Genomic DNA, 13,256 nt, shown 5'->3' with positions numbered 1-13,256 from the left:
TTCTGGAGCCTCGCTATGTGCTTCGCCGTTCAATTTCTGAGGTGTTGCGGAGGTGTTGCCGGGTTGTTGCGGAGAGCCGGCGTCACGAGTCCTCGTCCATTGCGGTGCGGTGGCGGACCGGACAGGACGTCGAGCAAGCTTCTGAGAGGTTCAGGTGATCGAAGTGGAGCGATGCGGGCGGTTCCGCGCCGGTGCGGGATGGCGAGCATCCCGCGCATTTCCTATACGATCTGGTGAGGGCGTCAGCATGACGCAGCGTTGCGAGTGATGTCAACAGTCCGTGAAGGCGCAAGAGAGGACCTCACGTCACGATGGACGACGAAGCGACGATCGCGCGGGTCAGCCGGGCCATGACGGGCGAGACAACGGCTGGCCGAGCCGGTGGCAGGCTGGCCGACGACGTGTACGAAACCCTGCTCGGACAGCTGATGTCGCTCCGGATCGAACCCGGCTCCCGCGTCACGATCGACGTCCTGGCGCGAGAGTTGGGGGTCTCGCAGACGCCGATCCGAGACGCTCTGAATCGCATGGAGGCGGAGGGCCTGGTCGTGCGGGTGCCCCACGCCGGCTACCGCATTCCCCCTCAAATCACCCGTCAGCGATTCGAGGACATGCTCGAGGTCCGCCTGCTCCTCGAGCCCGCGGCGGCGCGCCGATCCGCCGAACGCGCGTCGTTGGAGCAGGTGGCGGGCCTGCGACGAATGCTGGATGAGATGGCCGAGCTGGAGGGCGGCAGCGGGCTCACGGCGTACGGCGCCTTCGGACTGCGCGACGCCGCTCTGCACAATCTCATCGCCCTGAGCGCGGAGAACCAGGTCATCCGTGAAGCGCTCGCTCGCCTGCACAGCCACGTGCACCTTTTCCGCCTGCACCACGACACCCAGGTCACCCACCTGGCCATGGACGAGCACGACCAGGTGGTGGCCGCGATCGCAGCGCGTGATCCCGACGCCGCCGCGTACGCGATGCGCCGGCACATCCTGCGGTCCGGCGAGCGTTTCCGGCGGTTGTTCGACGAGGTCAAGGACGAGGACTGTACGGAGGTGGAGGCTTGACGGGCGGGCCGGGCCGGGGAATGCTGGTTCGACCGGATCGGATCGGATTGGATTTGCCTAAACCGCCCCCAGATGCGAGGAGAAGCAGGTGCCCAGAGCGCTGCTCCTGACCGGCGACGCCGCCGAGGAGCTCGACACCATGTATCCCTACTACCGCGTGCAGGAGGGCGGCTGGGACGTGGACGTCTCGTCACGGACGCTGCGTGACGTGCAACTGGTCATCCACGAGTTCGACCCCAACTCCGACGCCTACGTGGAGAAGAACGGCCGGAAGCTGCCGGTCGACGTGCCCTGGGCCGAGGTCGACGTCGAGCGCTACGACGCCCTCATCATCCCCGGCGGACGGGCCCCCGAGTGGATCCGGGTCGACGCCGACGTCCGGCGCATCACCGAGCACTTCTTCGCGCGCAACCTCCCCATCGCGCTGGTGTGCCACGGCGCGCAGGTGCCGGCGGTCTACGGGCTGCTGAAAGGTCGCAAGACGGCGTGCTTCCCGCCGATCACCGGTGACATGGAGAACGCGGGCGCGACGGTCATCGACGCTCCCGACGTCGTGGACGGCAACCTCGTCTCCTGCCGGGGCTGGCCCGACATGCCGCAGTTCGGCCGGGCGATGATGGAGGTCTTCTCGAAGTCCGTCAACTCCGCGTGACGGTCACCGTCGACGGCTCCCCGGTCCACGTCCTGCAGAGCGGCGCCGGGCCCGTGGTTCTGATGCTGCACGGCTCCGGACCCGGTACGACCGGATCCGGAGCCTGGGCGGCGACGGCGCAGGCGCTCGGCCCGTCCTGGCACGTGGTGGCCCCCGACCAGGCGGGCTTCGGCCGTACGCCGGTCCCGGCGGGCTCCCGGGGCGGGCTGCGACTGTGGACGGAGCAGGCCGCCGGACTGATGGATGCCCTCGGGGCCCAGCACTACGCCGTGGTGGGTCACTCGATGGGCGGTGCCGTGGCGCTGGCATTGGCGGCCGCGCGCCCCCAGCAGGTCACCCATGTCGTCGCGGTCTCGACGATGGGAGCACCCGGAGCGCCGCTCTCAGCCGACCTCGACGCGCTCTGGGCCGCCCCTCCCGGCCCGCTCGGGGCACGAGACATGCTGAGTCGCCTTTTCCTCGACCAGGCGCTCGTGACCGATTCGGCAGTCGACGCGCGTGCGGCCGCGATGCGAACGGGGGCGGCCGCATTCGCGTCGCTGTTCCCTCCACCCAGGGCACGGTGGGCCGCCGACCTCACCCTGACGGCGCCGACGCTGGCCGCGATCCGCGCGCCAGTGCTGCTCGTACACGGCGCCCAGGACCGGATCACCCCGCTCGCGACCGCCGCCCTGCCCCTGCTCGACCACCTGATCGACGTCCGCCTTCACGTGCTCGGTCGATGCGGACACGTGCCGGCGATCGAGCACCCGCGCGAGTTCCGGCACCTCCTGTCGTGCTTCCTCCGCCAGGACCGAGATCACTGATCGCCGTGGTCAGGGCAGTTCCTCCGCGGCGTCCTTCAACGAGGTCAGCATGCGGCGGGTCTGCGGCGTGTCGGGGAGCACCGCGAGAAGCAGAGGAGCGGTCGAGAACGCCGACTGGTGATCCACCATGCGGCGCACCCATTCCATGCCCGCCATCAGTTCGGCCTCGGGGTCGGTGGCGCCGCCGCCGCGTACCCAGTTGCCGAGCGCCGATCGGTGGATCGCGTCGATGAGGGCGGCGAGGGCCATCGGCTGGAACGGGGGTGCGTCGGGCGGGAGATGATCGCGCAGGTACGACCGGGTCAGTGCCACGTACCGCTCGTGTTCGACGACCTCCCGCTTGCGTAACTCGGGCACGATACGCGTCAGTTTGTAGCGCCGGAGGACGAGTTCGGGCCGGCTGAGGAACTCACGCAGCGACTCCGCGGTGGCCGTGATGACGGCATCCACCGGATCGGAGCCTTCCGGAGCCGCCGCGAGACACCGCTCGACCAGCCCGAGGCGTTCGGTGTGGTCCGGGAAGACGAGTTCGTCTTTGCTTTCGAAATGCCGGAAAACAGTACGGCGGGACACGCTGGACGCCTCGGCGACGGCCTCGACCGTGACGTTCGCGTAGCCCTCCTTCAGGAACAGGGCCATCGCCGTTTCCGAGATCCGGTACTTGGTGTCGAGTATTCTCCGCGAAGTCACCGACCGGTGCCCTCTCCTGACGTTGTGCGGCGCCGCCGCCGGGAATTCCACTGGTGGCGGACGGTACCCCAGACTCCGCGGCGGAACAGCAGCACCACGAGGACGAAGACCGAGCCGGTGATCAGGTCGATGCCGTGGAAGCCGGAGGAGGCGAGGTAGTCGGCGAGCATCACGGTCAGGAACGCGCCCACGATGCCGCCCCACAACGTGCCGATGCCGCCGAGGACCGTCATCAGCACGACGTCGCCCGAGGTGGTCCAGTGCAGTTCGGTCAGTGCGACGAACCCGTGGCTGATGGCGAACACACCACCGGCCAGGCCGGTCAGGCCGGCGGAGAGCACGAAGGCGACGGCCTTGTATTTGTCGACCTCGTAGCCGAGCGCCCGGGCACGCGGCGCGTTGTCGCGGATCGACACCAGCACCCGCCCGAACGGCGAGTGCACGATCCGCCACGCCGCCCACATGCCGAACAGCAGGATCGGCAGGGCCGCGTAATAGAAGTAGAACGAGTCGGTCTCGACCGCTTCGATGCCGAAGAACGACCGGGGTACGCCTTGCAGCCCGTTCTCGCCGCCCGTCAGGTCGCTCCACTGATAGCCGATGAAGTAGACCATCTGGGCGAAGGCGAGGGTGACCATCGCGAAATAGATCCCGGAGCGGCGCACCGACACGTACCCGATGGGAAGCGCGAGAATCATCGCGAAGACCGCGCCACCGATGACGGCCACCGGGAACGGCAGGCCGTAATGCGTGGCGATCAGACCGGTCACATACGCCGAGCTGCCCCAGAACGCCGCGTGTCCGAAGGACAGCAGACCGGTGTAGCCGAGCAGGATGTCCAGAGCGATCGCGAACAGCGCCAGCGCCACGATGTCCATCGCCACCGGCGGATACACGAACCAGGGCAGCGCCAGCGCCGCCACCAGGCCGGCCGCGAGCAGGATCCACCGCAGCCTCGGGTTGCTCGCGGCCACGGCAACGTCGGCCCCGTCGGCCGGAGCCTGCGTGATCACGGACTGGGTCATGTTGTCGCCTCCTGCCGTCCGAACAAACCGGCCGGTCTGATCAGGATGACCAGGGCCATCAGGACGAAGATCAGGATTTGCGCGAACGTCGGGGCGTACGCCTGGCCGAAGGCTTCGACCAGGCCGACCAGGAAGCCCGCGACCACCGCCCCGACGATCGACCCGAGCCCCCCGATGACCACGACCGCGAACAGGATGATCGCGAAGTTGTTGCCCATCTCGGCGGTGATCGCCCGGAACGGCGCGGCGAGCACCCCGGCCAGGCCGGCGAGCGCGACGCCGAAGCCGAAGACCGGCGTCACCCAGCGTCCGACGTTGATGCCCAGCGCTCGGGCGAGCTCGGGTTTCTCGGTCGCCGCCCGGACGATCATGCCGATCCGGGTCCGCGTCATCACCAGCCAGACGAGCACACACACCGCGACCGAGAACAGCAGGACGAACAACTGGTAGCGCGGCAGCACCACGCCGGACAGATCGACGCGTCCCTGCAGCCCGCCCGGCAGCCGGTACGGCAGCCCGGAAACGCCGTACCGTTGCTTGACCAGCTCGACCAGGACCAGCGTAAGGCCGAACGTGAGCAAGAGGTTGTAGAGCGGATCGAGCCGGAGCAGCCACTGGACGAGCAGCAGCTCCACCACGACGCCGAACCCGAACATCAGCACCGGCACCACCAGCAGCGACCACCACAGCGTGAGGTCGAGGGTGTCGAGCAGAACCGCCGTGGCGACCGCGCCGAGCATGTAGAACGCGCCGTGCGCGAAGTTCACCACGCCCAGGACCCCGAAGATGACCGCCAGCCCCAGCGCCGCCAACGCGTAGAAGCTGCCGGCCGCCAACCCCTGTACGGCGTACTGAACGACCGCACTCATGGCTTCATCGAGCAGCCGGACGCCTCGGCCGGCGGGAACCCCTCGGCCGCCGGGATCTTGGCCACGATCTCCTCGTAGTCCCAGTCCTCCTTCACGTCGGCCGGCTTCTTGACGCGGGCGAGGTTCGCGTCGTGGACGACGGAGTGGTCCGTCGCCCGGATCTCGCCGTTGCGCAGGAACACGTCGTTGACCTTCTTGCCCTCGAGGTTGGCGACCACCTTGTCGGCGTCGTCGGTGCCGGCCGCCTGGACCGCCTCCAGGTATTGCAGCGCGGCTGAGTAGTTGCCGGCGTGCTCGAAGCTCGGGCGGGCCCCGGTCTCGGCCAGGAACCGGTCGGCCCAGGCTCGGGCCTCGGGGTCCTGGTTCCAGTACCAGGGGTCGGTGAACAGCGTGCCGGCGAACTGCTCCACGCCCAGCGAGTGGATGTCGTTGATGAGCATCAGCCCGACGGCCAGCTCGACGCCCTTGTCCTTCAGCCCCGACTCGTTGAACTGCTTGACCAGGTTGATCAGGTCACCGCCGGCCTGCATCGTGCCGATCACATCGGGGTTGCCGCTGCCGGCCTTGGTGAGGAAGGTCGCGAAGTTCTCGTTCGGGAACGGCGTCGGAATGGTCTCCTGAACCGTGCCACCCGCCTTCGTGACCGCGTCGGTGAAGGACTTGGTCATGTTCTGGCCGAACTCGTAATCGGGGTAGATGATCGTCCATTTCTTGCCACCGTTGCGGGTGACCGTCGCGCCGGTGCCGTTGGCGAGCAGATAGGTGTTGTACGCCCACTGGAACGTGTACTTGTTGCATTGGGCCCCGGTCAGCGCCGTGGTCGCCGCGCTCACGTCCAGGAACAGCTTCTTGTGGTTCTTCGCCTGGTTGGCAACGGCCAGGGCGGCGGACGAGGTCGGCACGTCCAGGATGACGTCCGCCCCGCCGCGCTCGTACAGCTCGGCGGCCTTGGTGTTGGCGATGTCCGGCTTGTTCTGATGGTCGGTCGAGGTCACCTCGATCTTGGTGACGACCGCCTTGTCGCCGTACTTGTTCTGGTAATCGGCCACGGCCATCTTGACCGCCTTGACGGAGTTCGGCCCTGACGCGTCCTTGTAGATCCCGGACTGGTCATTGAGGACCGCCAGCACCAGTTTGTCGCCCGTGAAGTCACCGCCCGAACTTCCGGGGCCGCCACCACCGCAGGCGCTCAGCAGCATCGTCACCGTCAGGGCCGAGGCGCAGGCCCACTTTCGCTTGCTCTCCATGCTGTTCTCCCCAGTGGTCAGATGCCGAGGTGTTTGAGCAGGTCGCCCTCGCGGCGCCGGAAATCGTCGTTGTCGAGGGACTCGACGATGCGGCCCTGGCTGAGCAGGTAGTGCCGGTCGGCCACGGTGGCGGCGAACTTGACGTTCTGCTCGATCAGCAGCACGCCGGCGCCGGTGGCCTTGATCTCGCGGATGATCGCCCCGATCCGGGCTACGACCACCGGGGCCAAGCCCTCCGATGGCTCGTCCATGAGCAGCAGACGGGCGCCGGTCCGCAGTACCCGGGCGATGGCCAGCATCTGCTGCTCCCCGCCGGAGAGCGTGGTGCCGGGCGCCTTGCGGCGCTCGGCGAGCACGGGAAAGGCGTCGTAGACCTGCTTCAGCGCCCAGGCCCGGTCGGAGACCGTGGGCGGCAACAGTAGGTTCTCCTCGACAGTGAGGCCCGCGTAGATGCCGCGGTCGTCCTGAACCCAGCCCATGCCGGCGCGGGCTCGGCGGTGCGCCGGCCGGCCGGTGATGTCGCGGCCGTGCAGACGTACGGTGCCGCCGGCCTGCCTGTGCAGCCCGATCAGGCACCGCACCAGGGTGGTCTTGCCGGCGCCGTTACGGCCGGCCAGCGAGACGACCTCGCCCTCGTCCACCCGAAGGTCGACCCCGTGCAGCGCCTGCGCCTGGCCGTACCACGCCGTCAGTCCGGTGACCTCAAGCATGCTCGGCCTCACCCAGGTACGCGGTGATCACCCGTTCGTCGGTGCGGACCTCGTCGTAGCCGCCCTCGGCCAGGATGCGGCCCTGCTGCAGCACCGTCACCCGGTCGGCCAGGCTGCCGACGACGTGCATGTTGTGGTCGACGAACACCACGGTGCGACCGGCCGCGAGGCGACGGACCAGATCGATCGTACGGTCGACATCCTCGATCCCCATCCCGGCCGTCGGCTCGTCGAGGAGCATCACCGGCGGGTCCAGCGCCAGCACCAGAGCCAGCTCCAGCGCGCGTTTCTGCCCGTACGCGAGAAGCCCGGCCTGCTTGTCGGCCAGCGGCATCAGTCCCACCTGCTCAAGCAGTTCGTCCACGCGGGCGCGATGCCGGCCGAGTAGTCTCTCCGACCGCCAGAACCGGAACCCGTGCCGGGTGTGCCCTTGAAGTGCGAGTTCCACATGCTCGCGGCTCGTCAGGGTGTCGAAGAGGCTGGTGATCTGGAACGACCGGGCCACGCCGCGGCGTGCGACCCGTTCGGGCGGCAGGCCGGTGACGTCCTCGTCCAACACCGTGATCGTCCCGGACGTCGGGGACAGGAAGCCGGTCAACAGGTTGAACAACGTCGTCTTGCCCGCACCGTTGGGACCGACCAGCGCGTGCACGCTGCCCTCACGAACCTCCAGGTCGACCTCGTCGACCGCACGGAAACCCCGGAAGACCTTGGTCAAGGCCCGGGTACGGATCGCCGCCCTCACTTGGTCCCCTGGGCACACACGAAGCTCTGGGCGCTCCCGGGATCACCCGAGCGGTATCTCGGCCAGCCCGGGTATTCGCAGAGCGGCCGTGTCCGGCCGTCCCGGGGGTCCTGCACCACCGGCCCGGACGGCGGCTGCCCGTCCCGCACCCAGCGTTCCAGGGCGGACAGCGAGTCCCAGGTGGCGGCGAACGCGGGCGCACCGAAGTTGGCGTGGTTCGCGCCCGGCGCCACGTAGTACCGCAGGAACGCGTTGGTCTGCCGGGCTCCGGCCGTGGCCAGCACGCGTCGGTAGTAGTCGTTCGTGGACCGGTGGGAGACCAGCTCGTCCGCGGAGCCGTGCATCAGGATCATCCGTCCGCCGGCCCGCGCGAAGGGACGAAGGTCCGCGTTGTTGCGGTCCTGGATGGTGGAGAGGTAGCTGATCCGGGGGAGCCATTTCCCGGGTCGCCGTGGGTCCACGACCAGGGAGTTGTGACCGGCGTCCCGGGTCAGGAAGTACTTCACCCACTGGTCCCAGTATTGGAACCCGTACCCGCTGGTGGCCGGCATGGGGTTGGCGGGCGCGGTGGTGCCGAATCCGAGATAGGGCGTCCTCATGTCAGCGCCCGACAGGAACGGGAATCCGGGGTAGTACCGCTCGCCGCTGGCGATGCGGTACGGCCAATGGAACGGTGTGGACGCTGCCGTGACCGAGGCGATCTGCGGGTCGGAGAGGCAGGCCGGCCCGGAGTCGGCGCCGGCCGGGCAGCGGAGCACCCGGGGGTCGAAGTGGCAGCCGCCGAGGTTCGAGATGATGCGGTCCTCGACACCGTCGCGCCCGTCGCAGGCCGCCATGACGCTGTTGTAGAGCAGCGTCTGCTTGGCCGGCCCGGGGAACGCGCCGGGCCGGGACATCACCTGCGTCAGATAGCCGAGGTAGAGGCCTTCGGCCGTGTTGTTCCAGGCGGGGTAGGCGGAGATGACGCCGTCGAACGCGGTCGGCCACCGCTGCGCCACGACCAGGGCCTCGCGACCGCCCGTCGAGCCGCCCGCGAAGAACGTCAGGCCGGGTCCGGCGCCATAGCCACGACGGACGAGATACATGGCGGCGTCGTGGGTCTTCCTGAGCGCATCGCCGGCGGCGAAGTTTCGAAGGGCCTCGTCGTTGACGCCGAAGGACCCGTCCAGGGATCCGGCCGGTCCGGCCTGATGGCCGGAATCGCTGGCGTAGGTCGCATATCCCCGAGCCAGGGGAGTGGGCGCATCGGGCCGCCCGAACGGCACGTTCTGGGTGATGTCGGGGATTGTTCCGTTGTAGCCGCCGCCCCCGAACATCATCGTGCCGCGGTTCCAGCCGACGGGCATCGCGAGCTGCAGCCTGATGTCCGGAGCGGACGGGTCCTTCGGGAAGAGCGACGCGCCGACGCTGCAGAACTCAACAGTCCGGCCGCTCACCACCCGGGTCACCACGGATGCCGAGTCGACGCGGCCGCCCCGGGTCGGCAGGCTGATCGCCGACGACGGAATCGCCGTTCCGGTCAGCTCCGCGCATCTTGGCGGCGTGCTCGTTGTGGCCGAGGCCGGGCTCGGCCCGAAGATCACCGTCGCACTCACCACCGCGGTCGCGAGTGCCAGCATTCGACTCATTTGCGAACCTCCAGACGAGCACGCTGTGCCGCCAAATCATGGCTGCGCGGCACTGAGTGCCAATGACTGTGCCATGGGTCACATTGGAGTCGCAAGGGAAAACCCGAGGAATGTCCGCACAGGACTATCGATCTTGGCCGATATGTCGACGCCCCGGAGGTCCCGCTCGAACGCGCCCGGCCGGATCAGCCCGAGCGCGTACACATCAGCGGAACGGGCTGCGGCAGTTCGGCAGAGCGCAACTGCCGCAGCCCGTTTCTCGACGCGCCTTCCTCGCCGAGAGTTTCGGCGACGCTGCTGTCGCGCTGGCGGTAGCGGGGGCGGGCCGCCACGGCAGCGGGTCGTGCTCAGCGGCGCGGGGCGCCCGAGGCGAGCGCCAGATCCTGCCGCAGCACGTCGTACTGTCCCTTCGGGTTGAGCTGCTCGTCGTAGATCAGGGCGGCGCCCTCCTGCGGGTCGGTGAACCAGCCGGGCACCCACGAGTAAGCGTCGCCGAAGCCCCACGGCGTGAACGAGACGCAGGCACGGACCGCCAGGCACGCCTTGAGCGTGCGGGACCAGTAGCTCTCCTGGGCGTACGGGGCGAGCGGGTTCACCGGCTCGTTGACGGCGTCCGCCTTGGTCTGCGTGCGGACGTCCACCTCGGTGAGGGCGACCTTGAGCCCCAGGGCAGCGAAGCGCTCGAGGTTGTTCGACAGGTCGGGGTAGCCGTACTGGGTGGAGAGGTGCCCCTGGAATCCGATGCCCTGAATCGGCACACGCTGTGCCTGAAGCGAACGCGTCAACGCGTACACGGCGTCGCTCTTCGCCCCGGTGAACTCGAGGTTGTAGTCGTTGTAGAACAGCAGGGCCTTGGGGTCGGCCTGGTGCGCCCAGCGGAACGCGTCGGCGATGTAGCCGAGGCCGCCCCACGCCTTGTACCAAATCGTCTGGCGGGGCTGCCCGTTGTCGTCGAAGGCCTCGTTGACCACGTCCCACTGCCAGATGTCGCCCTTGAAGTGGCGCATCTGGTCGAAGATGTGCTTCTTCAGGACCGCCTTCACCTCGTCGTTCGACAGGGTGGTCGTGTAGCCGTCGGAGGACAGCCACGCCGGTAGCTGGTTGTGCCAGAGCAGCGTGTGGCCGCGTACCAGCTGCTTGTTCTTCTTGGCGAAGGCGACGAGCTGGTCGGCCTTCTCCCAGGTGTGAACGCCGCGGGTGGGCTCCACCTCGGCCCATTTCATCGCATTCTCCGCGGTGACCGACGAGAACTGCTCCGCGGTGATCTGGGTGTATTTGGCGTTCGTGCCGAGCAGGTCGGGGTTCACGGCGGTGCCGATGCGCAGGCCCACGCGGGCGGCGAGCGCCCGCAGCGAATCGGCCGGGTAGGCCGGTGGCGACGGTTTCGCGGCGGCGGGCGCGGCGCCCGCCGGGCCCGACCCGGCGAACGTCAGCTGTCCGCCCAGCAGCACGACGGCGCTGACGACAGAAAGGGTAAGCCGATGAGGACGCACCGGAACTCCTTGCGACGAGGACGATGAGGGTCCGAAACTTTCGAATCCCTTCCGGAAGTAGTGACAGGAATCTATGCGTCACCTCTTCGTGCGGTCAAGGGTCCTCGCACCGATTAGTAGCAGAGCGTGATCATGGAGCCCGGTCGCGTCCCCCGATCATCGGTTGTCGCGGTGATGCGTCGTCCGCCGGCATGGGGGATCCGCTGCGAATCGCGGTGTGCCGGGTCCGGTGGGATGCCGCTACCCTGCCGCGTGTGACCCATTCAATGATGCCGAACGATCCCCGCCGGCTTGGTGACTACGAGCTGCTCGGTCGTCTCGGCGAGGGCGGCATGGGCACCGTCTTTCTTGGGCGCTCGCCGGACGGCCGGCTGGTGGCGGTCAAGATGTTGCGGGCCGAGCACGCCTGGGACACCGAGTTCCGGGGGCGCTTTCGCAGCGAGGTCAACCGGGCCCGCGAGGTGCCCGGCTTCTGCACGGCGGCGGTGCTCGACGCCGACCCCGATCACGACACTCCATACCTGGTCGTCGAGTACGTCGACGGGCCGAGTCTCTCCGACGTGATCCGGGAGCGGGGGCCGCTGGACGGCGGCACGTTGCACAGCGTGGCGGTCGGGGTGGCCACGGCGCTGGCGGCGATCCACGGCGTGGGGGTCATCCACCGAGATCTGAAACCGCAGAACGTGCTGTTCTCGCTCGGCACCCCCAAGGTGATCGACTTCGGGATCGCGCGGGCGCTCGAGGCGACCAGCCGGCACACCAAGACCGATCAGATGGTCGGCACGGTGGCGTACATGGCGCCGGAGCGGTTCGACAGCGACTCGGACCACACGGTGGGGCCGGCGGCGGACGTGTTCGCGTGGGGTGTCGTGGTGGCTTACGCGGCGACCGGCCGTACCCCGTTCCGGGCGGATTCGCCGGCCGCTACGGCGGCGCGCATTCTGACCCAGCCGCCCGACCTGACGGGGCTGGACGGGTCGTTGCGTGACCTGGTGGGCCGCACGCTGGCCAAGGATCCGGCCGAGCGGCCGACCGCGCATGAGCTGCTCGACCTGTTGCTGGCGGCGGAGACCGGGGGAGCGCTCGCCCAGCGGCCGGAGCTGCTCATGGCGGCTGAGGCGGCGCAGCTCACGGGCCGGGTGCGGACTTCCGGCGTACGCGCCCCCGGTCGTCGGCGGGCCGGCCGCTGGGTGGCCGTGGCCGCGGCGGCGACCGTCGTGTGCGCCGGCGCCGGGTTCGCGTTGGCGCGCGACCAGCGGGGCGAGGCGTCGGTGTCGTCGCCGTCGGCGTCGCGAAGTGCGCCCGCGCCCCGGTCGTCGGTGGCCGTCGCGGGCCCGCCGCGGATTCAGGGGCCGGGGGTGTCCGACCAGCTCGACCGGCCCGGCCTGTGGAAGGCCGACCGGGCTGCCGACAGCGCCGCCGGGTGGTGCACCTTCGACCGGCGGATGCTGGCGACGACCCACATGTCTCCCCTCTATCAGTGCAAGGGGTCGCCGGATTCGTTCGCGGGCGACCAGACGATCACGGCCGACGTCGGCGTAGTCTCGCCGGGCGCCTGCGCGGTGATCTGGTTCCGGATGGTCGACCAGCGCGGATACGCGGCCTCGTTCTGCGAGAACGAGATCCGGCTCGGGATCGACGAGAGCTCGGGGAACGGGTTCACCTCGGAGCAGCGGGTCGCCTCGACCGCGTTCCGGGTCGGGCGGACGCACCGGGCCGGCATCGCCGTGCGCAACGGCATCGCCCAGGTGACGGTCGACGGCACGCCCGCTGTGAGCATGCCGGTCACCGACCCGCAGCTGGTCGCGGGCCGGGTGGTGCTCGGTGTGCTCAACGACGCCAGCGATCGGGACGCCACGGTCGCCTTCGCGAACGTCGATCTCCGGTCGCCGGTGGTGGGTCAGCCGGCGCACTTCACCGATCCGACGACCGGTTCCAGCCAGTCGGTCGTGGAGCTTTACTCGTACGATCCGGTCGCGCACTCCGCGGTGGCCCAGCCCGTGATCGTGATGGACAGCGCGGACTACTGCAAGCAATTCAAGATCGATCCGAGTGATATCCGGTGCAGCGACCCGTTCCAGATCGTCGAGAGCCGCACGAAGGTGACGATCCCGGTCCGGTCGGCGCCGAAGCTGACGGTGTGGGAGAACGTGGACGGGGGCGCCGACATCGTTTCGGTGCGCGCCGGCGCCGGCCGGTCGATCTCGGCGGCCAAGTTCACGAAGTGGCTGACCGCGAGTCAGGGCGGCCTGGTGGCGGTCACCGTCACCAACGGTGAGGCCACCACCCTGACCAAAATCGACAACTCTTGACCGGGTCGCGCCGCGGTCCCTACG

At 69.0% G+C, this 13,256-nt stretch carries 12 protein-coding genes; 4 read left to right on the top strand and 8 right to left on the bottom strand.

The window, feature by feature from the left end; all coding sequences use genetic code 11:
• Positions 1 to 311 precede the first annotated feature (311 nt).
• The 3 genes from EER30_RS34015 (at position 312) to EER30_RS34005 (ending at position 2,513) form a co-directional block, all read left to right on the top strand.
• Complete coding sequence (locus tag EER30_RS34015; protein ID WP_127504772.1) at positions 312 to 1,055, top strand: GntR family transcriptional regulator; 744 nt, start codon at positions 312 to 314, stop codon at positions 1,053 to 1,055.
• Positions 1,056 to 1,143: 88 nt separating this feature from the next.
• Positions 1,144 to 1,707 carry a DJ-1/PfpI family protein gene (locus tag EER30_RS34010; protein ID WP_127504771.1) on the top strand — a complete coding sequence of 188 codons (564 nt, stop codon included), beginning with the start codon at positions 1,144 to 1,146 and terminating at the stop codon, positions 1,705 to 1,707.
• Complete coding sequence (locus EER30_RS34005; protein ID WP_127504770.1) at positions 1,704 to 2,513, top strand: alpha/beta fold hydrolase; 810 nt, start codon at positions 1,704 to 1,706, stop codon at positions 2,511 to 2,513. Before EER30_RS34010 ends, EER30_RS34005 begins: the two co-directional genes overlap by 4 nt.
• A gap of 9 nt (positions 2,514 to 2,522) precedes the next feature.
• On the opposite strand, the gene EER30_RS34000 is transcribed toward EER30_RS34005, so the two are convergent.
• The 8 genes from EER30_RS34000 to EER30_RS33965 form a co-directional block, all read right to left on the bottom strand.
• Positions 2,523 to 3,203 (bottom strand): TetR/AcrR family transcriptional regulator, encoded by a 681-nt coding sequence (locus EER30_RS34000; RefSeq protein ID WP_127504769.1) that lies wholly within the window; start codon positions 3,201 to 3,203, stop codon positions 2,523 to 2,525.
• A complete protein-coding gene (locus EER30_RS33995) occupies positions 3,200 to 4,228 on the bottom strand; it encodes a branched-chain amino acid ABC transporter permease (RefSeq protein WP_127504768.1) in 1,029 nt (342 codons plus the stop codon). Before EER30_RS33995 ends, EER30_RS34000 begins: the two co-directional genes overlap by 4 nt.
• Complete coding sequence (locus EER30_RS33990) at positions 4,225 to 5,097, bottom strand: branched-chain amino acid ABC transporter permease (protein WP_127504767.1); 873 nt, start codon at positions 5,095 to 5,097, stop codon at positions 4,225 to 4,227. Before EER30_RS33990 ends, EER30_RS33995 begins: the two co-directional genes overlap by 4 nt.
• The gene (locus EER30_RS33985; RefSeq protein ID WP_127504766.1) at positions 5,094 to 6,344 is read right to left on the bottom strand and encodes an ABC transporter substrate-binding protein; all 1,251 of its coding nucleotides are present in this window, start codon (positions 6,342 to 6,344) and stop codon (positions 5,094 to 5,096) included. The genes EER30_RS33990 and EER30_RS33985 overlap by 4 nt, the downstream gene beginning before the upstream one ends.
• 17 nt (positions 6,345 to 6,361) lie before the next feature.
• Positions 6,362 to 7,054 carry an ABC transporter ATP-binding protein gene (locus EER30_RS33980; protein ID WP_127504765.1) on the bottom strand — a complete coding sequence of 231 codons (693 nt, stop codon included), beginning with the start codon at positions 7,052 to 7,054 and terminating at the stop codon, positions 6,362 to 6,364.
• Positions 7,047 to 7,799 (bottom strand): ABC transporter ATP-binding protein, encoded by a 753-nt coding sequence (locus tag EER30_RS33975; protein WP_127504764.1) that lies wholly within the window; start codon positions 7,797 to 7,799, stop codon positions 7,047 to 7,049. The genes EER30_RS33980 and EER30_RS33975 overlap by 8 nt, the downstream gene beginning before the upstream one ends.
• Complete coding sequence (locus EER30_RS33970; RefSeq protein WP_205650536.1) at positions 7,796 to 9,427, bottom strand: tannase/feruloyl esterase family alpha/beta hydrolase; 1,632 nt, start codon at positions 9,425 to 9,427, stop codon at positions 7,796 to 7,798. The genes EER30_RS33975 and EER30_RS33970 overlap by 4 nt, the downstream gene beginning before the upstream one ends.
• A gap of 347 nt (positions 9,428 to 9,774) precedes the next feature.
• Entirely contained in the window at positions 9,775 to 10,920 is a 1,146-nt protein-coding gene (locus EER30_RS33965) for an endo-1,4-beta-xylanase (RefSeq protein WP_127504763.1), read from the bottom strand.
• Between the two features lie 254 nt (positions 10,921 to 11,174).
• Here EER30_RS33965 and EER30_RS33960 point away from each other — a divergent pair, with 254 nt between their 5' ends.
• Positions 11,175 to 13,232: a serine/threonine-protein kinase gene (locus tag EER30_RS33960; protein ID WP_240670462.1), complete on the top strand. Its 2,058-nt coding sequence runs from the start codon at positions 11,175 to 11,177 to the stop codon at positions 13,230 to 13,232.
• Positions 13,233 to 13,256: the final 24 nt, after the last annotated feature.

It is taken from the genome of Actinoplanes solisilvae, assembly GCF_003999975.1.
In the GTDB taxonomy this organism is placed as follows: Bacteria; Actinomycetota; Actinomycetes; order Mycobacteriales; family Micromonosporaceae; genus Actinoplanes; species Actinoplanes solisilvae.
The sequence above is the reverse complement of the archived record's forward strand: the minus strand, read 5'-3'. Positions and strand labels throughout refer to the sequence as shown.